This window comes from Thiothrix caldifontis (assembly GCF_900107695.1).
Taxonomy (GTDB): domain Bacteria; phylum Pseudomonadota; class Gammaproteobacteria; order Thiotrichales; family Thiotrichaceae; genus Thiothrix; species Thiothrix caldifontis.
Genome location: NZ_FNQP01000003.1, coordinates 176,770 through 197,774, shown reverse-complemented (window position 1 = coordinate 197,774; position 21,005 = coordinate 176,770). Strand labels below are relative to the sequence as shown.

20 protein-coding genes are annotated in these 21,005 nt (G+C 48.4%); 9 read left to right on the top strand and 11 right to left on the bottom strand.

Annotated elements, in window-relative coordinates; translation table 11 throughout:
* The first annotated feature begins 181 nt into the window (after window positions 1–181).
* Both typA and BLV87_RS19210 read left to right on the top strand, forming a co-directional pair.
* Window positions 182–2,032, top strand: a complete 1,851-nt coding sequence (gene typA / locus BLV87_RS03630) for a translational GTPase TypA (protein WP_093065621.1) — start codon at window positions 182–184, stop codon at window positions 2,030–2,032.
* Window positions 2,033–2,117: 85 nt separating this feature from the next.
* Window positions 2,118–2,294: a hypothetical protein gene (locus tag BLV87_RS19210; protein WP_175517824.1), complete on the top strand. Its 177-nt coding sequence runs from the start codon at window positions 2,118–2,120 to the stop codon at window positions 2,292–2,294.
* 34 nt (window positions 2,295–2,328) lie between these two features.
* Here BLV87_RS19210 and folE read toward each other — a convergent pair whose 3' ends face one another.
* The 3 genes from folE to BLV87_RS03615 form a co-directional block, all read right to left on the bottom strand.
* Window positions 2,329–2,880 (bottom strand): GTP cyclohydrolase I FolE, encoded by a 552-nt coding sequence (gene folE, locus BLV87_RS03625; RefSeq protein WP_093065500.1) that lies wholly within the window; start codon window positions 2,878–2,880, stop codon window positions 2,329–2,331.
* Between the two features lie 93 nt (window positions 2,881–2,973).
* The gene (locus tag BLV87_RS03620; protein WP_093065498.1) at window positions 2,974–5,184 is read right to left on the bottom strand and encodes an AsmA family protein; all 2,211 of its coding nucleotides are present in this window, start codon (window positions 5,182–5,184) and stop codon (window positions 2,974–2,976) included.
* Window positions 5,185–5,230: 46 nt separating this feature from the next.
* Window positions 5,231–5,746 carry a hypothetical protein gene (locus BLV87_RS03615; protein ID WP_093065496.1) on the bottom strand — a complete coding sequence of 172 codons (516 nt, stop codon included), beginning with the start codon at window positions 5,744–5,746 and terminating at the stop codon, window positions 5,231–5,233.
* Between the two features lie 460 nt (window positions 5,747–6,206).
* On the opposite strand from BLV87_RS03615, the gene BLV87_RS03610 reads away from it, so the two are divergent.
* The 5 genes from BLV87_RS03610 (at window position 6,207) to BLV87_RS19005 (ending at window position 12,031) form a co-directional block, all read left to right on the top strand.
* Window positions 6,207–8,441: an FG-GAP-like repeat-containing protein gene (locus BLV87_RS03610; RefSeq protein WP_093065494.1), complete on the top strand. Its 2,235-nt coding sequence runs from the start codon at window positions 6,207–6,209 to the stop codon at window positions 8,439–8,441.
* Between the two features lie 40 nt (window positions 8,442–8,481).
* Window positions 8,482–9,372: a hypothetical protein gene (locus tag BLV87_RS03605; protein ID WP_093065492.1), complete on the top strand. Its 891-nt coding sequence runs from the start codon at window positions 8,482–8,484 to the stop codon at window positions 9,370–9,372.
* A gap of 14 nt (window positions 9,373–9,386) precedes the next feature.
* Complete coding sequence (locus tag BLV87_RS03600) at window positions 9,387–9,947, top strand: hypothetical protein (RefSeq protein WP_093065490.1); 561 nt, start codon at window positions 9,387–9,389, stop codon at window positions 9,945–9,947.
* 38 nt (window positions 9,948–9,985) lie between these two features.
* On the top strand, window positions 9,986–11,449 hold the full coding sequence (locus BLV87_RS03595; RefSeq protein ID WP_217629930.1) for a M12 family metallopeptidase: 1,464 nt from the start codon (window positions 9,986–9,988) through the stop codon (window positions 11,447–11,449).
* Window positions 11,450–11,782: 333 nt separating this feature from the next.
* A complete protein-coding gene (locus BLV87_RS19005) occupies window positions 11,783–12,031 on the top strand; it encodes a hypothetical protein (RefSeq protein WP_139282119.1) in 249 nt (82 codons plus the stop codon).
* Between the two features lie 5 nt (window positions 12,032–12,036).
* Here the strand turns inward: BLV87_RS19005 and BLV87_RS03585 are convergent, their stop codons facing one another.
* From BLV87_RS03585 to BLV87_RS03560, 6 genes are all read right to left on the bottom strand, one after another.
* Window positions 12,037–14,211 (bottom strand): sensor histidine kinase, encoded by a 2,175-nt coding sequence (locus tag BLV87_RS03585; RefSeq protein ID WP_093065486.1) that lies wholly within the window; start codon window positions 14,209–14,211, stop codon window positions 12,037–12,039.
* Window positions 14,212–14,221: 10 nt separating this feature from the next.
* On the bottom strand, window positions 14,222–14,902 hold the full coding sequence (locus BLV87_RS03580) for a response regulator transcription factor (protein ID WP_093065484.1): 681 nt from the start codon (window positions 14,900–14,902) through the stop codon (window positions 14,222–14,224).
* A gap of 127 nt (window positions 14,903–15,029) precedes the next feature.
* Complete coding sequence (locus BLV87_RS03575; protein ID WP_093065482.1) at window positions 15,030–15,422, bottom strand: RNA-binding S4 domain-containing protein; 393 nt, start codon at window positions 15,420–15,422, stop codon at window positions 15,030–15,032.
* Complete coding sequence (locus BLV87_RS03570) at window positions 15,398–15,877, bottom strand: YcgN family cysteine cluster protein (RefSeq protein ID WP_093065480.1); 480 nt, start codon at window positions 15,875–15,877, stop codon at window positions 15,398–15,400. The genes BLV87_RS03575 and BLV87_RS03570 overlap by 25 nt, the downstream gene beginning before the upstream one ends.
* On the bottom strand, window positions 15,867–16,535 hold the full coding sequence (locus tag BLV87_RS03565; RefSeq protein WP_139282118.1) for a hypothetical protein: 669 nt from the start codon (window positions 16,533–16,535) through the stop codon (window positions 15,867–15,869). The genes BLV87_RS03570 and BLV87_RS03565 overlap by 11 nt, the downstream gene beginning before the upstream one ends.
* Window positions 16,536–16,581: 46 nt before the next feature.
* Window positions 16,582–17,487, bottom strand: coding sequence for a LysR substrate-binding domain-containing protein (locus BLV87_RS03560; protein WP_093065476.1), 906 nt, complete (start codon window positions 17,485–17,487; stop codon window positions 16,582–16,584).
* 105 nt (window positions 17,488–17,592) lie between these two features.
* Between BLV87_RS03560 and BLV87_RS03555 the strand changes: the two genes are divergently transcribed.
* Window positions 17,593–18,477 carry a bifunctional sulfate adenylyltransferase/adenylylsulfate kinase gene (locus BLV87_RS03555; RefSeq protein ID WP_093065474.1) on the top strand — a complete coding sequence of 295 codons (885 nt, stop codon included), beginning with the start codon at window positions 17,593–17,595 and terminating at the stop codon, window positions 18,475–18,477.
* A gap of 62 nt (window positions 18,478–18,539) precedes the next feature.
* Here the strand turns inward: BLV87_RS03555 and BLV87_RS03550 are convergent, their stop codons facing one another.
* The gene (locus BLV87_RS03550; protein WP_093065472.1) at window positions 18,540–18,917 is read right to left on the bottom strand and encodes a hypothetical protein; all 378 of its coding nucleotides are present in this window, start codon (window positions 18,915–18,917) and stop codon (window positions 18,540–18,542) included.
* Between the two features lie 156 nt (window positions 18,918–19,073).
* On the opposite strand from BLV87_RS03550, the gene BLV87_RS03545 reads away from it, so the two are divergent.
* Entirely contained in the window at window positions 19,074–19,268 is a 195-nt protein-coding gene (locus BLV87_RS03545) for a YgaP family membrane protein (protein WP_093065470.1), read from the top strand.
* A gap of 2 nt (window positions 19,269–19,270) precedes the next feature.
* Here the strand turns inward: BLV87_RS03545 and BLV87_RS03540 are convergent, their stop codons facing one another.
* Window positions 19,271–20,872 carry a sensor histidine kinase gene (locus BLV87_RS03540; protein WP_093065468.1) on the bottom strand — a complete coding sequence of 534 codons (1,602 nt, stop codon included), beginning with the start codon at window positions 20,870–20,872 and terminating at the stop codon, window positions 19,271–19,273.
* Between the last annotated feature and the right edge of the window lie 133 nt (window positions 20,873–21,005).

The window sequence follows — 21,005 nt, the reverse complement described above, 5'->3', positions numbered from 1 at the left end:
AAGTGTTTATTTAACCTTTACAACTGACCAAGGTGATAACCATACCATAAAAAACCGTCTTTTCAGCCTACCTCAACATTTACTTACAGCAATCCAGCGCTAAAACCGTAAATTCATTAGAAAATTACTATATTCCACGTATAATCGCGCCTTTCCATGAATACTATTGAGTACCTTAGCTGTGATCCAGAATCTGCGAAACATCGCCATCATCGCCCACGTTGACCACGGGAAAACCACCTTAGTTGACAAACTGTTACAACAATCCGGCACTTTAGGCGAACGCGCCGAAGTCTCCGAACGGATGATGGACTCTAACGCGCTGGAGAAAGAGCGCGGCATTACCATTTTGGCGAAAAACACCGCCCTGCGCTGGACTAACCCAGCCGATGGTATCGAATACCGCATCAACATCGTCGACACCCCAGGACACGCGGACTTCGGCGGCGAAGTTGAACGTGTATTGTCAATGGTTGACTCCGTATTGCTGCTGGTTGACGCAGTAGATGGCCCCATGCCACAAACCCGTTTCGTGACTCAGAAAGCGTTTGCGCACGGTTTGAAACCGATTCTGGTCGTCAACAAAATCGACCGCCCTGGTGCCAACCCGCACCGCGTGATGGATCAGGTGTTTGAACTGTTCGATAACCTTGGCGCAACCGACGAACAACTCGACTTCCCCGTCGTGTATGCGTCTGCCATCAACGGCTACGCAGGCTTGGAAGAAACGGTTAGCGGCGGCGACATGACCCCGTTGTTCCAAACCATTATCGACAGCGTAGCTGCACCAGACGTTGATCCTAACGCACCGTTCCAGTTGCAAATCAGCCAATTGGACTACAACTCTTACCTCGGCATTATCGGGATCGGGCGTATCAAGCAAGGGCGCATCAAAACCAATACCCAAGTTAAAGTTATCGACACCGAAGGCAAGATCCGTAACGGTCGCGTGCTGAAAATCCTCGGTTTCAACGGCTTGGATCGCGTCGAAGTCAACGAAGCGCAAGCGGGCGACATTATCGCGTTCTCCGGCATGGACGAGCTGCACATTTCCGACACCGTGTGTGACCCGGAAAATGTAGTGGCATTGCCTGCGTTGACGATTGACGAACCCACCGTCACCATGACCTTCCAAGTCAACACCTCACCGTTTGCGGGCAAAGAAGTTAAAACCGGCACGTCTTCACGCCGCTTGAACGAGCGTTTGAAGCAAGAATTGCTGCATAACGTCGCGTTGCGCGTCGAAGACACCGATGACCCTGAGAAATTTAAAGTTTCCGGTCGTGGCGAATTGCACTTGGGCATCCTGATCGAAAACATGCGTCGTGAAGGTTATGAACTCGCGGTTTCCCGCCCGGAAGTTATCATCCGTGAAGTCGATGGCGTGAAAATGGAACCGTTTGAAAACGTGACCGTTGACATCGAAGAGTCCAGCCAAGGCAAAGTCATGGAAGCGTTGGGCGAACGCCGCGCTGAACTGAAAGACATGGCACCGGATGGCAAAGGCCGCGTCCGTTTGGAATACCGGATGCCCGCACGCGGCTTGATTGGTTTCCAAACCGACTTCATGACCATGACCTCTGGTACTGGCTTGATTTACCACGTGTTTGATAACTATGCACCGTACAAAGCGGGTGCGATTGGCAACCGTCACAACGGTGTGTTGATCTCCAACGGCACAGGCAAAGCCTTGGCTTATGCTTTGTTCAGCCTGCAAGATCGCGGCAAGTTATTCGTTGGTCACACCGAAGAGGTATACGAAGGTCAAGTCATCGGTATTCACAGCCGCGACAACGACTTGGTGGTTAACCCGCTGAAAGCCAAGCAGTTGACCAACATTCGTGCCTCCGGTACGGACGAAAACCTGATCCTTGTCCCGGCGATCCGCATGACACTGGAACAGGCAATGGAATTCATCGACGACGACGAATTGGTTGAAATCACGCCGAAGAACATCCGTATCCGCAAGCGTTTCCTGCTGGAAAATGACCGCAAGCGTGCGGGTGCTGCGAAGAAAGATCTGGCTTCGTAACTCACGCCACAAGAAGGGGCTGTTTCAGCCCCTTTTTTTATGAAGAGGACGTATTCAATACGCCCCTACGAAGAAGGGCTGCATTATGAAAAAATTCTTATTGGTTTTAACACTGACTGGCTTATTGCACGGCTGTGCCGTACAAGTTGCCAGCAGCGTCGCCGGTGCTGCTGTCGGTACGGTAGCCGGAACCGCTATTGGGGTGGCGAAAGTGCCCATCCAAGTCGGCGGTGCTGTCGTGGATGTCGTCAGCGGCGATTAAACAGGGGAATCGCTTGCTGGGCAAGCTCCTACTTTCAACCCTTGATCAGTTGTAGAAATTCCTGCCGCGTGCGGCTGTTATCGCGAAATTCCCCCAGCATCATCGACGTGACCGTGGATGAATGCTGCTTTTGTACCCCGCGCATCATCATGCAGAAATGCTGGGCTTCTAACACCACCCCCACGCCTGCTGCGCCTGTCACTTGCTGAACCGCATCAGCAATCTGCTTGGTCATGTTTTCCTGAATCTGTAAGCGCCGCGCATACATATCCGTAATGCGGGCAATTTTAGACAAGCCCAGTACTTTTCCCTTGGGCAAATAAGCGACGTGTGCCTTGCCCACAAATGGCAGCATGTGATGCTCGCACAAAGAATAGAACTCGATGTCTTTCACCACCACCATTTCATCATTGCTGGAGTCGAATACGGCCTCATTGACGATAGCTTCTAAGGATTGTTGGTAGCCTTGGGTCAAAAAACTGAAGGCTTTCGCCGCCCGTTCCGGGGTTTTGAGCAAACCGTCACGGGTAATGTCTTCACCAATACTGGTAATCAAATCAGCATAGAGCTGGCTGGTATCTGTCATTGTTATTGTCGTCCTATGTGGGTAAGAGTATGTCAGCAACGTTAAAGCGGATAAACACGTCTGACAAGTAGCATGGCATATCCTAGGGTTGGCTCAGAACAAACCCTTGAACTTATCTTTCAACTCATCCTGCAAGCGTTGCTCTAATTTATCCGCCTCACCTTGTAATTCCTGTTGCAAACGCTGTTTAGCGTCATCACGCTTTTGCTGGAGCGCGTCCACTTGTTGCTGCTTTTCGGTCTCGAAACGTTCCTGCAACTTGGTCGTTTCCTTATCCAGTTCACGTTTCGCAAGGGCTTTGAGTAATACGTCTAGCTCCACCTCATAGCTAAGCTGTTTCCAAGGGCCATGAATGTGTAAGGGTGCAAACAGTCCTTCTGGCTTATCCGGGTGTGGTTTTTCGCTGATTCGCAGTTTGAAATCGAGTGATTCGTTGACGATATTCACGTCGCCATTACCTTTGACTTGAAAATGCGGTGCCAGCATCACGTTTTCAGCAGTACGGAAAACACCTTGCTGTACCTGCCACTGCCCTTCCAGTTTGGTGAAAGCCACTTCTTTTTCACCCAACTCATTGACGCGCTCCTTCTCAAACAGCTTCACCACTTCACGGGTTTTTTGTGCGAAATTCGCATCACGGATCGTGCCATCATTCAAGTTGAGATTCAGCAAACCATTGAGGTTTTGTTTGAATAGCGGTGCATCACCCACGACCGAATCCAGTGTTGCGGTCATATCCAGCGCCCCCGTTACCAGACGGTCATCCGTCAAAGCGAACAACAACTCTTCAGTACGCAGCTTTTGTACTTTGTGTTCACTATGCAGTTTCGCCGGGCTTTGCAGGGTGTCGATGGTGATTGACCCTTGATACGCCCCTTTGAATAAAGTGCCACTGGGCGTGAGTGTCACTTGCCCGTTTTCAAACTGGACACCTAACCTCGCCTCTTGCAGCGTGAAAGGAGGATAACTGAGCTGATTAGCCTTAAATTTACCCTCAACTACCCGCTTAGGTGACAAAGGGTCATGCACTTGCACACTGCCATCCAGTTGATGATCAGCACTGTTAAGCTGAGTTTGTGACAAATCGAGCAAGCCTTTCCCACTTTCCAGATTGAGGCTCAACTTGCCGCTGGATTGTTGTTGCAATTGCCCGCCGGGAAGTTGGGGTGCTTTGACATCAGCACGCCATTTCAGCTCAGTAATATCCAGTTGCTGCTTATCCAAGTGGTAACTTGGCTCACCACTCAGCGTGGCAGCAAGACTCTGAACCGGTAAATCGCCACCTTGCAACTGGGTTTGCAATTGCATTCCATTCACCCTTAGTAGCTGCTTAGCCAAATCAAGCCGTGCATCACCGCTTAATGTGGCATCCACTTGCCCAGTAGCGGCACTGTTAAACTGGGCTGTCGTTTGCAAACCAGCGAGGGTAAGCACTTGTTTGGCAAGATTTGCCTCCAGCCTCCCCCCCAGTTTGAATCTCCCCTGACCTGCCAACGTTACCGCTGCCTGTAAGTCAGGCACAGTAGCACGTTCATTCCCCAGATTGCCTTGCAGATTACCGCTGATACTCGCATCCAAACGTTCCGGTAACTTAACCTGCAAACTCAGATTAGACAGGGAAAAGTCATCTTGATTATCAGCCAGTTGCGCAGTTGTAGCGAGTGTTAGCTGCATATCCAAGGCGGGTTGGCTTTGCGCCAGGTGGGTATCTAAACGGATGTCAACCGGCTTGCCGGGGTGAAAGGTACCCGTTTTCAGGTTGAGAGGTGTAAGCTTCAGGGTTTTACCTTGCTGGTCATCCTGCCAACTCACTTGCGAATCCTCTACACTCACCCCGGTAATCACCATACCGCCCAGCAAACTGGTCATGGCCTCTCCCGCATTAGCGTTCGCTTGCGGAGAGTTTTCTGGTAATAAATCCTGCCAATTGGTTTTACCATTTTTGTTACGATGCAAGTTGAGCTTCAAGCCTTGCAAGTGAACTTCATTGATTTTAAGTTGCTGTTCTAGCAATGGCAAAAATTGCACCGTTACCCGTGCATTTTGTGCTTCGGCGAAAGGCTCATGGGTAAACCCTTTTGCATTGCCCAAGGTCACTTGCCCCAATTGCAGGGCAATATCCGGGTAAAAGGACAAATGAATATCGCCACCAATATTCAGGGTACGACCGGTCTGTTCCTTAACCAGTGCCGTTATTTCAGGCTTATAATGATTGGCGTCAAATGTCAGTGCGAACACCGCAATTGCTGCCACTATCAGCAGCAATAAGGCGAATAGCCAAGCCAGAGGGCGCAATATCGGCATGGATTAGTCCTTTCTGTAGCCTTTTTATAGTGCCCCTGACTATAGCCTATTGGGCTGGCGGCAGGTAGTAGCCTTGTGCTTGCGGGTAATACGGCTGTGGATAATAAGTAGGGTACGCTGGCACAGTCGGCTGCTGAGCATAAGGCATGTAATACGGGTAATAGCTGTATGGATAAGTATACGGGTAGCTGTATGCGCTGGTGCTGACGTTGCTATAAGTATTGTTATAGCCCGCGCCGTAAGCGTTGAACTGCTGATCCTGATACTGCGCCACATCGCCGCGACTTTCCGCCCGGCTATCAGCGTTGAACAGGCTGTTAGCCTTGGCACGGAAATTCAGGTCGAAATCCATATTAATATCAGCTTCACCACGCCCACGCGAACGCCCATCGGCATTGCCGTTGCCATTGCCATAGGTTTGCCCGACAGCATTAGCTTGCTGGGATTGTTCCTGGCGGCTATTGCCAAAGAAATTGCCCATATCGAAACCGTCAAAGAAATCAGCCGATGCATTGCCTGCCAACAGGGTCAAGGCAGTGAAAATCATTATACGTGTGCTCATGATCATGTCTCCTTCTAGTGGTTTCACCAGTTTATACTCATTCATAAGCATTTGCTAATACAATAGAAATTTGCCCACTTGGATACATCCAAATGGATGATGCAAGAAACAGCAGCATGGAGTTAAAGTATTAGCGTGCCTATTGCCCCCTCAACTGACCACGACAACTGGCACGTTATTCACCGGCTTTGATTTGTTCAAGCCGGTTTTTTTATGCCCAAATATTGGGTAATTAATCGGTGTGAATGTATCCGTCTGGATGTAGTCAGTTGGGGAGGTGTGAAGAATAGGCTTAAGTGCTAGAGTGAAATTATTAGGACAGAATTCAGAACAATAAACAAGCTAAAAATTGGTGATTGAAGTACCAGCTATATAGCCAGTTAACTGTAGCCAATCGGACAGCGGCAAAAATATTTCCTGTATTCATTTGTGTTTGTAACAGTGACAAGGAAGTAACACCATGAAATATACCATGAACAAATGGTCTATCAATCTATTGACCTTATCGATCAGTATAATTCCCGGCCTTAGCATAGGCAGTGGGATTACGATTGTTCATAATGCGGTTGTGCCAACGACAAAAATACCTGTTGCCGCACAAATAGAAGGAATTAATCAATCACCGCCTTGCAGCCAAAAAGAGTGCGCCGGAAAAATTCCGGGTGATGCCAATAACGTCAATAAAGACATAACAGCCTCCCGTCCTATAGCAGCAGGAAATTATTATTCGCGGGGCAGTAATAGCCAATTAAGTATCCCGCAAAATATTTCACTGGCTGAGATTAACAGGGATGGAAAAAGTGATTTTATCCAGTATGCCGACAATAAAATTTTTGTCAGTAAAACGGATTTTAATAAGATTGGTTTAATGCACACTTATCTCAGGAACCCTATCAAGCGGGTAATAACAGGAGATTTTCACCGCGATAATTACGATCAGGTTTGCGCAATCACCACCGCAAATGAATTGGTTTGTTATGGCACTAGCACGGATAATAAGGAGTTATGGTGGTGGTTTACCCAATCCAATTTCATCGCGGATGGTGAAGACAGCATTGTCGGTGATTTTGACGGTGACGGACGTGACGATATTCTGGTTTATCCACGTTCTGGAGGAAAATTTCGCCTGTACTCCCTTAAAGAAGATCATTTTTTCCGGTTAATGGAAAACTTTGACGAAGGCAATCTTCAGGGATTAGCACGGAATAATCTGCAAATCCGCGCGGCTGATGTAGACGGTAATGGCAGGGATGACCTTGTAATTATCAACCCACAAGGCCAGGTATTATTGTACGGCTCCACCTACCATAATGGGCGCAATACCTTCTGGTGGGCATTCACCACTAATCAAATTGTGGGCAGCAATGAACAGGTGACAGTAGCCCGCATTGATAATAACACGACCGATGATCTGGTCATGCACAACAAGGAAACGGGCGAAACGCGCTTTTTTAAGATCGAATATGCTAACGGCAGCTTACCTGCTATGGAAAATGTTGCGACAGGACAAATCAATCAGGATAGGCGCTCCCTGTTGTTTTGGGGTCACATGCACGACCACAATGGGGAAACTGGGGCGGTGAACCGCGATGATGCCATGGCGTATTTGCTGGACAGTAATATGTTTGCCCGCAGCGATGCGCGTTGGGACAGTAATGCGCGGCAACTGACTTACTGGTGGGCGTATACCCAACACGCTCCCAATAACCATGCAGGCTGGACTGCCATGCAGAAAAAACCCTTGCTGTTCCTGAAATGCAAGTTTGCTGACATTAATGCTGAACCGGAAACAAATCAATTTTACCGGAATCTGAATAATGCCAATAACGACTATTGGCGGGATATTTCCTACGGTGCATGGAATTTGTATGACAGCAAACTGGTCGATGAATGGCAGCGTATGTCCATTACCAATGCTGATTGGAACAGACTGCCTAATCGCTGGGAACGAGCGGACTATTGCGCAAGAGCATACACGGGTTCCAAAGATGGCTATAGCGGCATTGTCACCTTGGTCAATGGCGAAGGGGATGCAGGCAATCACGGATATGTACTGCTAACCCCTGACTCCTCCAATCTCACGTTTATGAGTCACGAGGTTGGGCATACGTTTGGCTGGGGACACTCCTTTGACGATACTGGCAGGATTCATGAGCCTGACTGGCCTTCCCAACCCGGAGAATATTATGACCATTGGGATATTATGAGTGCAATGGATGTTGCTACTTTTGCTTATCAACCTATTAACGGGCGGGCGGCTGGTCCAGAAATGAATGCGCCACTCCGTAAAGCATTTATTCCGCAACACCGAATTCGCCGTTTTACCTTGAGTGAGCTTGAAGGCAGGGAACCAATAAAACTGGATATTGCTGCTTTGAATAAACCTGAAGCCAATGGTTATCTGGAAGTCCGCTTAGGCCACAGTGAGCAAGATTACTATAGCATCGAATATCGGGTTAAAAGCGGCTGGGATCAGGGTATCCCCAGGAACACTGTATTGGTACACCATGTTGTTAATGGTAAATCCATTTTGATTACCCAAGGTGGCACGGAACGTTTACCGGGTTCCTCCAATACTTTCGACCTAAATCCTGGCGTTAGTGGGTTACGGTTTAGGCTGAATGTAGATTCATTCGCCAGCGAAGGGTATACCGCAACCGTGCATTTATCGTTAGAGGGGTCACTGGTTTATTAAATTCGGCGTATCTGTTTGCTGTTAAGGAAAGGAGTCGACCATGAGACATTTACTTTATTTTCCTCTAATTGCCATTCCACTACTCAGTGTTATGACATCTACTGTAATGGCTGCGATGAATTACCAGGGAATCGGTGGCTGGCGTACCAGCGATGGACGCGGCGGTTGGGTACTGAATGACGATGCTGAAAACCGTTATGACATCGGTATTAATGCCTGCAAACAGGCGTGTGAAAGCAATGATCGTTGCCGGGGTATTGAATACGTTTCTGACCCAAACGGTTGGGAAGAAGAAGGACAATGGGTACATAATAAGTGTGAAATCCACCGTGACCCGTATGCCCATTGCGATCAATCAGGCGGCGGGCGCGGCTCAGCAGAGGATGGGTGTTGGATTAAACGGGAGGATGCCACAACCGCTACCAACAGTTGCCAGCCTTACTTTGAAGACATGTTTAGCAAACCTGCTGGCACACAATACCAAGTTCACGGGACACACATTTATTACGAAGGTGCATTCCCTGATAACTGGCATTTCTCCATTCTAACCAAAAACGTTCCGGGGCCAAATGGTGGCACGTTAGTAATGCCACCCTTATCCGATGAAACAGACCATTTCATACTCACCAAATATCCCCTTGGCGTGGATGGCATATTCGGATTCAGGGGTGCATTTAACCAAGCTGCATCACCCTATGCTTTTTCAAGAGGAAAAACCTTGGTGATTGGGCATGGCGAAGACGGTTCGCCTTACAAAACGTATATTGCCACTTATGACAGTACTAGATCGCCTCCGACTCGGTACACAGAAATTTTCCCTGAATGTTTCCGTATTAATGATACTCCCGCGCAATTTGCCATTAAAGCCACTCACGGTGAAGGCAGTTGGGTCATTAATAAATGGTTATTTTCATTGAAAGTTATGAATTAAAAAGGAGTTTGATCATGAAAACGTTAATGTTTGCACTGTGTGCCGGATTCCTTACCATACCGACCTTGGTATTGGCAGATGAGTGCCGCCCTTATTTTAGCAGCATTTATGATATGTACGATTTGCCTGCTGGTTCTGATCCTGCTGCATTTGATCATACACCGTATCATGTCCAATCCATTCGTCTATATCACGACGGCAATACATCGTTTGGTATGGGCGAAGAATATACGCCTGATATAGGCTATTTCAATGATTGGAGGATAAACACCTATCCGGGATTTAATATCATGCGCCATGATGGTGAAGGGCGCGATGCTGAAACCTATGCTGTTAGTGGCAAGTTTCATGACATGTTTCCCAGCAATAATTCGGTATTTTTAACAACCTTGACACTGTACCGTTCCGGTGAAGCCAAAATCACGCTAAATGAAGAAGGCAACCAAGAATTTGCATTGGAAGGATTAAGTTGTCGAGGCATTGATCGTCACCACTTCATAATGGAAGGCAGTGTACATGTACCACCTTATACCAGCTCATGGATTTTTACCGTGAAGCGTGAAAGTGGAGTTTAAGTAGAAATTAATAATGCTTTTAGCGAAGGAGCAAAAATATGAAAAAGTTAGTTTTATTTCTGGCTATAATTGGTTTGCTAATGGGAAATGTGTTGAGTAGCAGTGTGCAGGCGGATCCAGATATCGCAAGTGTGTCACAACCATTATCTCATTCTGGACAACTATGGAATCGACTACTAATTCCTGTTTGTTGGGAGAATCCATCTGCTGATAATGCTTCTGGACGTTTCTGGACACAAGATGCCGTTGAAAGAAGCTGGGATGCGGTTTCTAATATTAATTTTACTGGTTGGGATAATTGCACTCCCAGTAGTCAAGGCATACGCATACTTATTGCAGATGAAGGGCCTCATACCAATGCGCTAGGCGTTGGATTGGATGGAATGGAAAATGGGGTGGTACTAAATTTCACTTTTAACAACTGGGAGGCGAGTTGTCAGGCAAACTTGGAATATTGTATACGAGCAATTGCAGTACATGAGTTCGGTCATGCATTAGGTTTTGCTCATGAACATAACCGTACTGATAGGGCAATGTGTAACGCCGAGCCTCAGGGCACAAATCCAACTTACTTTATTACCACTTACGATCAATCTTCTATTATGAATTATTGCTCGCCCACCTGGAACAATAACGGAAATTTATCAGCACTAGATGTTGCTGGTATACGTATGATATATGGACCTTTCGACAATGGCACTCCAGCCAGTGTTAGGCTGACAGGCGCTATGAATATCGTTGATGGCGAAGATGGTCGAAATGAAACAGGAACATTTGATATTAACCATCAATTTAATCTAACCACTACCAATCCTTCGGATGAAAAAATTTTTAACTATTGTGTCGGGAGTGAAGTTAGGGTGGCTTTGGCTGTACGTGCACAATTAGTACCCGGAACAACTAAAGTCAATTTATATAGCCAAGCCGATATGTATGAAGGTAAAAGCTGTAACACTAATGATCACGAAGATAGTGACAACAGTTCAGTGGATATTAGTACAGATACAGATTATAGAGTCCAGTCTACTCGATTGACTTTAGAAAACTATCAGTTTTTCGGTTCTAATGATGCAGCCACTATTAATTTGCAAATGGAACGAGTTGCACTAAGTGAAGAAGCAGCACGCAAATGTACCTCCTGTAAATCTATTGCAGACAAAGCCATCTTTATGAATAATGCCGTTAGTGGTTGTAAAGCATATATTCAAGGTAATATTGCATGGGATCAAAATGGCAAGCTAAAATATTGGGCGGAAAGCAATTTGCATAAGTTGTGTGATGGTACAACATCAAAATATAGCCCTGGTAATTGTTTTATGTATGTTATGCGTGAAGGTGATAAATGGGGTAGAAAACCTGAAGATATTGTTAACTGGCAAAAAGCTGTGGAAATATGTGCGAGTACGAGCAATGCTCAAAGTAGTACTGCATGTTTGAAAAATACAGTGGCGACAGGAAAGTCATTCGATCAGGCAATCCAAGCATGTAAAATCAAGCGTTAATGGCTCAAGCGATTTCCTGAAAAGGATTTACTAAAAAAACCACAGGGATATTGGATTTATTAATGCAGTATTCCTGTCTTTTTCATTCAAAATTTAACTATTATGAAGGCAATATTTCAAATGAAGAGTCGGTTTTTATTGCTACTATTAGCTTGGTTATCTGCTATTAGTATCGCTCATTCAGCCCCTAGAGAAGGTCGCGTATACCCATTTCCACACACTGACGACACACAAGATATTCACTTTGAAAGACCTTGTGATGACATAGCAAGGGCTGATTACAAATCCGAATCCTTTTACGCGATTCTACTGAAGACGACTCCACGTTGTTCAGTGACAGATAAACAATGGCGCGATATACAAAAACGTTTTCCCGACAATAAAGTATTTGCCACCCGTTACCAATGCGATGACGAGGCTAACTTCAACTATACGAATGTCGATGCGGAATATGGCTTTATTGGCGTTTACGCGGGCAGAACCAAAGAAGAGGCACAGAAACTGCTTGAGAAAACTAAGGTGATGCGAACATTTCCCGATGCCAATATCCGTGTGATGCAAGCCGTGCTTGAATATCCCTAACTGTTTCAGGCTTGCAGGGGAACAACAATATGCACGGTGATTCTGGATTGGGGAGGATCACTACTATAAAAACCCACCTCGCCGCCTAACGCCGCGACCCGATGCCGGATACCGTTTACTCCAGTCCCCGCTTGCCAACGCTCAGGCGGGGATATTTTTCCATCATTGGTAACGATCAGGTGCAACTTATTACTGGATAAAGCAAGACCCACTTCCAACGTCTCTGGTTCGGCATGTTTCAACGCATTGCTGACGGCTTCACGGAGTATTTGCGACAATTGCAGTATTTTACGTGGGCATAATTGGCAAGCATTCAACCGCTCATCCTGCCGCCAGCGTAACCTGACTGCTGCGGCTTCTGCTCGCCCGGCAATTTCTGCCCGCCAATCCGCAATATTATCCACCAGTTTGGTCGGGCTGGCTTGCTGCGATAATCGCACGGTTTCCCGTAAAGTTATCAGTGCCTGCCGCACATCCTCACGGTGCGTTGCATCCGGTAGCTTATGGCTCAGGGTTAGCAGTTTTGCACCAACACTGTCATGCAGATCGTGCATTATGCGCCGCCGCTCTTCCAGAATAACCTGCTGGCGGGTTTCGCTGGCATTACTGGCCATCCGTGCCACCGTTAACAACGACTCGGTATGTTTGACGTCGGTTTTATTAAACAGCCGTGCCGCCCGTTGTTTGCCGGTCAAACGCCACGCATGTTGCTTGCCAAGACTAGGCACATCGAGGTGCAAACCGTTGTCTGACAAGTGGGTAGTGGTAACGGTGGAAGACAACTTTTCGATATGCAAAGGCAGGAAGCGCTGCTGCAAAGATTCCTGCCAACGTTGTTCAAAGGTCTCTTTAGAAAGAGCATTCCCAAGATTGCTGCTCAAAGCGGGCAGAAAATCACTGAGATTCTGGCGTTCCATTGGAATAATCTTATCCAATAGCCATTGGCGCAGCGGAAAATACAAAAAGCCTGCAATAATGACCGACATTGCCAGCACATAATCACCTCGCAGTTGCAGCAATGTCATTAACGCCACGTCAATACCCGCGACCAGCAAGCCCCCCACAATCCACAGCATGGACTTTAGCCACCAGAATTCAATCGCAAACAGCCGATAGCGGAGAATTCCCACCCCAAGCCCTATCGCCATGAGGTTAAACAGCAATAGCGCCGAAATATTGCCAACAATCGGCGGCTTCCCCAGCAGAATAGGGAAAACATGCAATGCAATAATAATGGCATTTGGCAACATAAAAGCTGCCGCGAGAACATGCAGGCTCGCCCGTTCCACCGGCTGACGGCGCGTATGGTGCATTTGCAGGGCAATAATGCCCAACACGATCACGTACAAAAAGGGGTATTGTATGTAAAAAATATGCCCCGGTGTTTCAAACCAGCCGTAGTGATAATTGGCGGTGGAGAGTGCTGTAAAACCCATAACCAGCCAAAACAACCACAACCCGCGCACCAACGGTTTGGGCAGATCACACAGAATGACCAGAATCAGCGTAGCGGCAAAGTTAATGCCAGTCGCTTGCAGCAGCAAATTCTGCCGCAATGCGCCCGGTTCCATATAAAACTCCGTGGCAATAACCCCAGCGCCGCTGACCGCAAAAACGTAGTACAGCAAGCTATGCAGCAGTAAAAACAGGGATGCTTTTTGATAAGGGCGGTATGTCCAGACCAACGCTCCCACCAACGGCGAAATCATGTTTGCAAGGCACAGTAACCAAAACACAGCGGGGATAGCCGTAACTGGGGTACGTGCAGCGGGTGTCAGCGAAACGGTTTTGCCCGTCGTGGTCACAAAAGTCACCTGAGCATTTTGGGTAAAAGCTTGGTGCAGGGTTTGCTGTTGCTGATAAAAATCCGCCCGTTGTGCGAACGTCGCGGGGGAAAGTGGTGCATAACCGTTCAGCAATGGCTTGATCTGTAGCAGTTTTCCATCGACTTGCAGGCCAAGCAAGGTTTCACCGGCGGCGAGTTTTCCAGAGGCTGGGGAATTGGCACTGATGGATTTGATTAGCAGCGTATCCGCAGGCGTGGCAGTGACCCGGATACCCGTCCATTGTTGCTGAGTCAATAAGTAAGCGGAAGTCATCTGGGTGACGGCAATGAATAACAATACTGCCAGCAACATATTGGCTGGGGCAATGATGGGTTTGGATGGCAGCCAATTCAAACAAGCAACCTCAAAAATCTGTCTTGACCAGCCCCATGCGGCAAGCCTCTACTGCCGCTTCGGCGCGGCTGGATATATTGAGCTTCTGGTACACATCACGGATATACCGCGCTACGGTATTGGTAGAAAGCCCCAATAATTCAGCCACATCACCACGGCTCAGCCCCTTGGCGACTAATATTAGCACTTCGCGTTCGCGGGGGCTTAGACTCGCCACGTCGCTGCGATTAACAGCGGAATGCTGATTATCCGGTGTGCCATGAGCGTTTCCGGCTGCCGAGAAATACTGCAATATGCGCCGCGATACACTCGGTGACAGCGGCGGATCGCCACTGAGAATACCGCGTAATTTCTGGATAAATACCCGCTCAGACGAGTCTTTCAGCAAATAGCCATGTGCGCCTGCTTGCACAGCTTGGAGGATATGCTCCTCATCATCAAAAATGGTCGTGATAACAATATAGGCATTGGGGTAATGCTGATGCACACCCGCCACTAAGTCGATACCGCTACCGTCGGGCAAGTTAATGTCTAGTAGTGCTAAGTTTATGCTGACCTTGCCTAATAGTTGCCGCGCCTGTTGACAGGTAGTCGCCACATTAAGGTGCACCTCCCCAAAGGCTTGTTGCAGGACAGCACCTAGCCATTCAGCAGTTTCAGGGACATCTTCCACAATCAGCACATGTTGCATGGCGACTTCCTTTTCTATAAACACCCAACAAGCCGTAATGCTGAGCGTGATAATCCATGTTACCCGTACATAACTACTTTAGCAGGTTCAACAGGTTTATGTTTCGTAAATTCCAGCAAACACCTTGTCACCAGCCCTGCTTAAACTTGTCGATCAACCGCCGCTCCCGCTTATCCGGCTTATGCACCCTCACATTCACCCCGTGCAAACGCCGCTCTTCCATCACCGCTTCGCGCTGCTCGCGGTGATGTTCCGACTCGGCATACAGCAAACGGGCCTCACTGGCGGGGCGGCGCTGTTCGTTCAAACCTTGCACCGTAATCGTCCAAGTTTCAAAGCCCTTTTTGATGCGCAGCTTGTCACCGATACGCACTTGCCGCGAGGGTTTAACACGCTCCTCATTCACCTGCACATGCCCGCCATCAATGGCTTCCACTGCCAGCGGGCGGGTTTTGAAAAACCGTGCTGCCCACAACCACTTATCAATGCGTTGGCTTACATTTTCTTCTTCAACGGCCATGTAACGACCCTATCCTCCCAATCTTCTTCCTTCACCTCGGCGGCATAGGTAAACCGCCCGATCACCGATTGCTTCATGCGATGAATGCTCTGTTTATCCCCCGACACCAGATGATGCCAAGACGGTAAATTCTTGCCTTCGTGCAACAAACGGTAGGCACAACTCGGCGGCATCCAATACAGCTCATCCAAATTATCCGGCGTTAAATGCAAACAATCCGGCACGAGGGTTTCGCGATTCGCGTAATCTTTGCACTGGCAACTCGTACCATCCAGCAAATCGCACGCCACATCGGTGTAATACACCGTGCTGTCTTCCTCGTCTTCGAGCTTGATCAGGCAGCATTTCGCGCAGTTATCGCAAATGCTTTCCCATTCAGTTTCATTCATTTCGGCAAGGCTTTTTTGTTTCCACCAGGGCAAAGCGCGGGGAGTCGCTGGCAATTTATCGGTCATTAGTGGGTTTTGCCTCCAGCAAAGTCTGTTTTAGGGCGGCGAAATCCGCTTTAGCCGTGTAATAAAGAATCTCTTTGCCGTCGGTATTCATCGCAATCGTCAAGCCTTTGCTGGGGTAGAACCAGTATTCGATCCCCGCCTGCGAGGACGCCACCCGTTCTTCCGGCTCACCGAACCGCGCCACCACGATGTCGAGGTCGTAATCAATCATTGGCATGTAAATCAGACGCTGTACCCGTAAACCGTTGGCAATTTTCATATCGGCTTCCGAGAGCGTGTATTTCCACTGCCCGCTCGCCATGCCTTCGCGCTTGGTATGATTGGTCTGAAAACTGTCCAACATAGCAGGCTCGGCTTGCAATTCCGCAATGAGTTTGGCTTCAAATAAGCCAATCCGCATGGTACTGAAATAGGCTTCGAGGCTACGTTTGCCGCTTTCATGCGCAAACACCGCCATTTCAGGGAAGCTGTGGAAACGCTCAATGACCTCCTTCAGGGTGACTTTACCAACATCTAAATGGAATACTTGCGTATTACCCTCCGCAGTGCTGGTCACTTGCCAAGGTAAATCTTCCGGCTTTTGGCTGGGGGATGAGTCGCAGCCAGCCATGCCGAGGGTTAGGGCGAGTAGGCTACTCGTTATCAATCTATGCTTCATGTAAAAACCTTTTGTTTGAACGCGCATCATAGCGCAGCAGCAAAGCTTACGCATACCACTCCTCACTCTCCCCCTGCTCCACCAGTAAGTCCACCATATCCATCACATATTGCTTGAGATACTTATTTTTCAGCCACGCCACGCGGGTCGTCGACACGGGCAGCAATTGCGATAAATCCCGCAGTACCAAATCGTCATCGTGAATATGTGAATACGCCATCTTCGCAATAATCCCCGCGCCAAACCCCAGCCGCACGTAGCTAATAATCACATCGGTATCGGTCGCCGCAAACGTTACATCCAATTCCAACCCCGCATTGCGAAACGTTTCGTGGATTTTGGAGCGCCCGGTAAACCCGAAAATATAGGTCAGCACTGGATGCGCCGCAATACGCTGCAAGGTCAGCTTCCCCTCTGCCAGCGGATGCCCATCCGGCAGCACCAAACCGTGATTCCAGTCGTAGCATTTGCGGCTGTCTAACGCGGAATCTTTATCCAACTCCTCGGTACACACCGCAATATCCGCCTTGCCGTCATGCAGCATCCGCACCAATTCCACGGGTGTGCCTTGCAAAAAATGAATCGCCACATCAGGGTAACGCTGGCGGAATTCCAGCATCACCTCCGGCAAAAAATACTTGGCTTGGGTGTGCGTGGTGGCGATGCGAATTTCACCACGGGTTTGCAGGCGGTAATCGTCCGCCACCGCACGGATATTTTCCAGCGACTGCTCGATGAGGTCGAGTTCCTGCACAATCGCCTTGCACACGGGGGTTGGCTCAACCAGCCGTTTGCCTTTGCGTTCGAACAGCGGCATCCCCAACTCTTCTTCCAGCAATCCCAATTGGCGACTCACGGCGGATTGCACAATGTAATGCTGATCCGCTGCTCGCGACACATTCATGCCATTATTCAGCAAGGTTTTCAGCAAACGCAGTTGGAACAATTTCATGCTTTATCGCTTTTCAAGATAACCATATCGAATTATAGCGTTTTTAATTATTAACGCAGTATCCCATACTTGCCTGCAACCAAAGACTACCGAGAGGCATAGCCCATGAGCATCCTGCACAAAATCGTCAACCACAACGAAATCAGTACACTAGAACTGCTGTTGAATGGCGCATTTGCACCGTTGCACGGCTACCTCAACCAAGATGACCATTGCAGCGTCTTGCAACACAATCGGCTGGCAAACGGCACCTTATGGCCGCTGCCACTGGCGCTGCCCCTGACCCCTGCGGAAAAACGCGAGGCGCAACTCAGCGGGCGCATCGTGCTAGTCGATGGGCTAGAACGCCGCGCCATTGCCGAAGTCAGTGTGGATAGCTTCTACCGTCTGCCTGCGGATGTCGCCGAACTGGCACAAGCGCTTGACCCAGCACGTACCCCTGACACTTGGTACACCAGCGGCACGGTCAAACCGTTGCAAAAAATCCTGCATCCCGCGTTTAACAGCCTGCGCTTCAACGTCCCCGCCCTGCGCCAAAACGTGCAAGAGTGGCACAGCATTATCGCCGTGCAAGCCGCGCCGACGCTGGATAGCAACGACTTGCAACGCGCCTGCGAATGGCTGACCGATACCGAAACCGGCGGCGGCTTGCTGGTACAAATTGGCATCAATGAAACTTCACCCGATTTCCACCAGCAAGTGCGTGAACTGCGCAATCAGGTCAAATGCACCTCGGCGCGTCAGGTCAAATTATTGCTATTGCCGTGTGTGGAAGGGCTGGGAGAAAACCGTTGCCTGCTACTGCAAGCGCTGGTCAGCCGCAATTACGGCGCAACTGGCTTTGTGGTCGGCAAACATATCTCGATGGAAGCCCGCCGCTGGCTCTTGAAACACCATGATGAACTGGGTCTGGACATTATTCCAGTGCGGGCGCAACGCCCCCAAGTCGTGAAACAGACGGTACGTCATCCCCTTTGTGAAGCTGCCTGAGACTTACCTACCTCTCCTCAGGTGGCGCGATCCGGTGCGGGCTTTATGCCCGCATTTTTTGCTTAATCCCGGCTAAAAATTCCGTTGGAAGTAATCGCCACTTCATTCACCCACCGTTCTGAAGTTTTGCCCACACACGCTTCAACCTTTTTGCCATCAGCGAGTTGCACTTCCACACTATAACCCCTACCCGGCTCGTGATTCAGGGTAATGATACGGGTTTCACCCGCACGTAATTGTGTCAGCAAGATTTTTTCCTGACTCAAATCGTTACCGTGCTCGATTTTAAGCAAGGGAATCGTTTCACCGCGCATGTTTTCGATTTCCACAAACAACGGGCGACCGGGGTATTGCTGACCATACCAAAGCTGCATTCCCAACATACCAAGCAATAAACCTACACCACTACTCAGCAACACATGCTTCATCGTAAACATCATGGTCAACACCTGTAACAGACTAAAGGTACATCATCGCGGACAAGTCTTTAGGTGACATTGAGATCGGTCAATTGTGTTTATTAACAAGTTCTAATATACTCAGTGCGCTTAGAATACGTAAATTTAACCACCTGATAGATAAAGAAGGAACACCCCATGACTCTTAGTAACGCCATTCAAGTTTTCGCAGGCATCATGATTTTAGTCGCGCTGATTCTGGGTGCGACTGTTTCCGAAGCCGTTGGCTTCTGGTTGATGGTCTTTATTGCGGTTAACCTGATTCAATCCGCTTTCACTGGCTTCTGCCCAGCGGCAATGGTATTGAAGAAACTGCCTTTCATTAAAGCTTAAGCTTAATTAACCGGCAGGGTGAACGAAAACGTTGCACCCTGCTCCGGTTCGGATTCGACCCACAACCGCCCGCCATGTGCTTCAATAATTGAACGGCATAACGACAAACCAATCCCCATCCCCTGCGAACCTTTGGTAGTTACGAACGCATCAAATACCCGTTGTTTGAGTTCCGCATCCATGCCAGAGCCAGTATCCGAAATATCCACTTGCACCATACCCTGCTGACTCATAAAGCTCTTAACCAATATCTGGCGGCGGTGACTTTGCGTTGCCTGCATCGACTCCAGTGCGTTACGTACAATGTTTAAGATAACCTGTTGAATCTGAATGCTATCAAGCGGAATATCCGGCACGGTATCATCCAATTCCAATAACAACGGCACACCAAACTTATTCGCATCGACTTTACTGAGTTGCAAGGCTTCGTGGATAACCTGCTCCAAACACGCGCTAACCTTATGCGGCGGCTGTTTACGCACCAACGCCCGCATCTTACGAATAATTTCTGAGGCACGTAAGGCTTGTTGCTGAATCGCTTGCAAAGGCTCTTGCAAACGCTGCGTATTCTCCCCTGACGTAATCAACCGTTGGCAAGCACTTGCATAATTCGCCACGGCTGCCAACGGTTGATTAAGTTCATGCGAAATACCGGAAGCCATTTCCCCCAAGGTATTCAAACGCACCATTTGATCGAGATCTGCTTGGTGTTGACGCACTTCTTCCTGCGCCCGCGTCCGTAACACTTCTTCGTGATCCAAACGGCAAGCAAGGCGAATCACGATCAAGACAATCGCCATCACCATCACCGATGCCAACAACGATTCCACTTGTGTATGGGTGAGCTTACCGTGCTCAACCTGACCCCACAGTACCGGCAACCAGCCCAGCAGCGGTGGGAATAAAGCCATGAGGAACATCACTTGTCGCGCTACAACGCCACCCGAAGCCTCACTCACCATAATGCGAAAAAAACCTTTTTCCACTTTAGCCAAAATAATCCCCCACCCCACCAAAGCAAATGCTGTCGCCGTGAGTAGCCCCATTCCTGCCTCACCTGTGAATACCTTAAACATATCTTCTTGATGAGCAAAACCAAAAAAGACACCTACCAACAACATGACACTGAAGAAAGCGGCCCATTGCGCTACATTAATCAATAACGGGCGCTCCAAACTGAGGAAAAACAAACCAATACTAGTCAGAATAAACGCTATCGCTGTTTGCAGAGAGTCTTTATCTACAGACAAATTCAGCAACGCTAAGGGTGCTAAACCTTGATCCAGCAACATATCAGGAACACTGTGCCAATAGCTCAGTAACATCAGCAAGCCCAAACCAATCCCCCCCATAGCCAGTAGTCGCCCGCCAATGCGTCGCCATGCCGATGGTTTTTCTGGCTGCAACAAAAACAACGTTGCACCAGTAAACATAAAGGAAAAAGCTGCCCCTGGTGTCATTAGCGGCAAATTATCTTCAACACGATACAACGCGGGTATTTGATTGAACCACCCCACCAACACCAATACACCGAGCAATATCACACTCAGTGCCGCTAGATGAGCCAAACGATGTAACAACGCCAAATGATGTTTTGTATGCATAGTTAAAAGTATATAAGAAACGCCCAGATAGCGGATACTATCCGCTCCTGCTATTCATCTGATGACCAATGGTGTCATTTTTAATTCTTACTATTGATAATTCTAATTTTAGCCAACCGTCATCTTAGGTTAT

What these genes read in the sequence shown, in the direction of transcription:
- folE (WP_093065500.1), bottom strand. Translation starts at nt 2,880, where the DNA reads ATGACAGATACCAGCCAGCTCTATGCTGATTTGATTACCAGTATTGGT.
- BLV87_RS03555 (WP_093065474.1), top strand. Translation starts at nt 17,593, where the DNA reads ATGAGCATCCTGCACAAAATCGTCAACCACAACGAAATCAGTACACTA.
- BLV87_RS03575 (WP_093065482.1), bottom strand. Translation starts at nt 15,422, where the DNA reads ATGGCCGTTGAAGAAGAAAATGTAAGCCAACGCATTGATAAGTGGTTG.
- BLV87_RS03565 (WP_139282118.1), bottom strand. Translation starts at nt 16,535, where the DNA reads ATGAAGCATAGATTGATAACGAGTAGCCTACTCGCCCTAACCCTCGGC.
- BLV87_RS03610 (WP_093065494.1), top strand. Translation starts at nt 6,207, where the DNA reads ATGAAATATACCATGAACAAATGGTCTATCAATCTATTGACCTTATCG.
- BLV87_RS19210 (WP_175517824.1), top strand. Translation starts at nt 2,118, where the DNA reads ATGAAAAAATTCTTATTGGTTTTAACACTGACTGGCTTATTGCACGGC.
- BLV87_RS03545 (WP_093065470.1), top strand. Translation starts at nt 19,074, where the DNA reads ATGACTCTTAGTAACGCCATTCAAGTTTTCGCAGGCATCATGATTTTA.
- BLV87_RS03580 (WP_093065484.1), bottom strand. Translation starts at nt 14,902, where the DNA reads ATGCAACATGTGCTGATTGTGGAAGATGTCCCTGAAACTGCTGAATGG.
- BLV87_RS03560 (WP_093065476.1), bottom strand. Translation starts at nt 17,487, where the DNA reads ATGAAATTGTTCCAACTGCGTTTGCTGAAAACCTTGCTGAATAATGGC.
- BLV87_RS03615 (WP_093065496.1), bottom strand. Translation starts at nt 5,746, where the DNA reads ATGAGCACACGTATAATGATTTTCACTGCCTTGACCCTGTTGGCAGGC.
- BLV87_RS03570 (WP_093065480.1), bottom strand. Translation starts at nt 15,877, where the DNA reads ATGACCGATAAATTGCCAGCGACTCCCCGCGCTTTGCCCTGGTGGAAA.
- BLV87_RS03595 (WP_217629930.1), top strand. Translation starts at nt 9,986, where the DNA reads ATGAAAAAGTTAGTTTTATTTCTGGCTATAATTGGTTTGCTAATGGGA.
- BLV87_RS03620 (WP_093065498.1), bottom strand. Translation starts at nt 5,184, where the DNA reads ATGCCGATATTGCGCCCTCTGGCTTGGCTATTCGCCTTATTGCTGCTG.
- BLV87_RS03540 (WP_093065468.1), bottom strand. Translation starts at nt 20,872, where the DNA reads ATGCATACAAAACATCATTTGGCGTTGTTACATCGTTTGGCTCATCTA.
- BLV87_RS03550 (WP_093065472.1), bottom strand. Translation starts at nt 18,917, where the DNA reads ATGATGTTTACGATGAAGCATGTGTTGCTGAGTAGTGGTGTAGGTTTA.
- BLV87_RS03605 (WP_093065492.1), top strand. Translation starts at nt 8,482, where the DNA reads ATGAGACATTTACTTTATTTTCCTCTAATTGCCATTCCACTACTCAGT.
- BLV87_RS03600 (WP_093065490.1), top strand. Translation starts at nt 9,387, where the DNA reads ATGAAAACGTTAATGTTTGCACTGTGTGCCGGATTCCTTACCATACCG.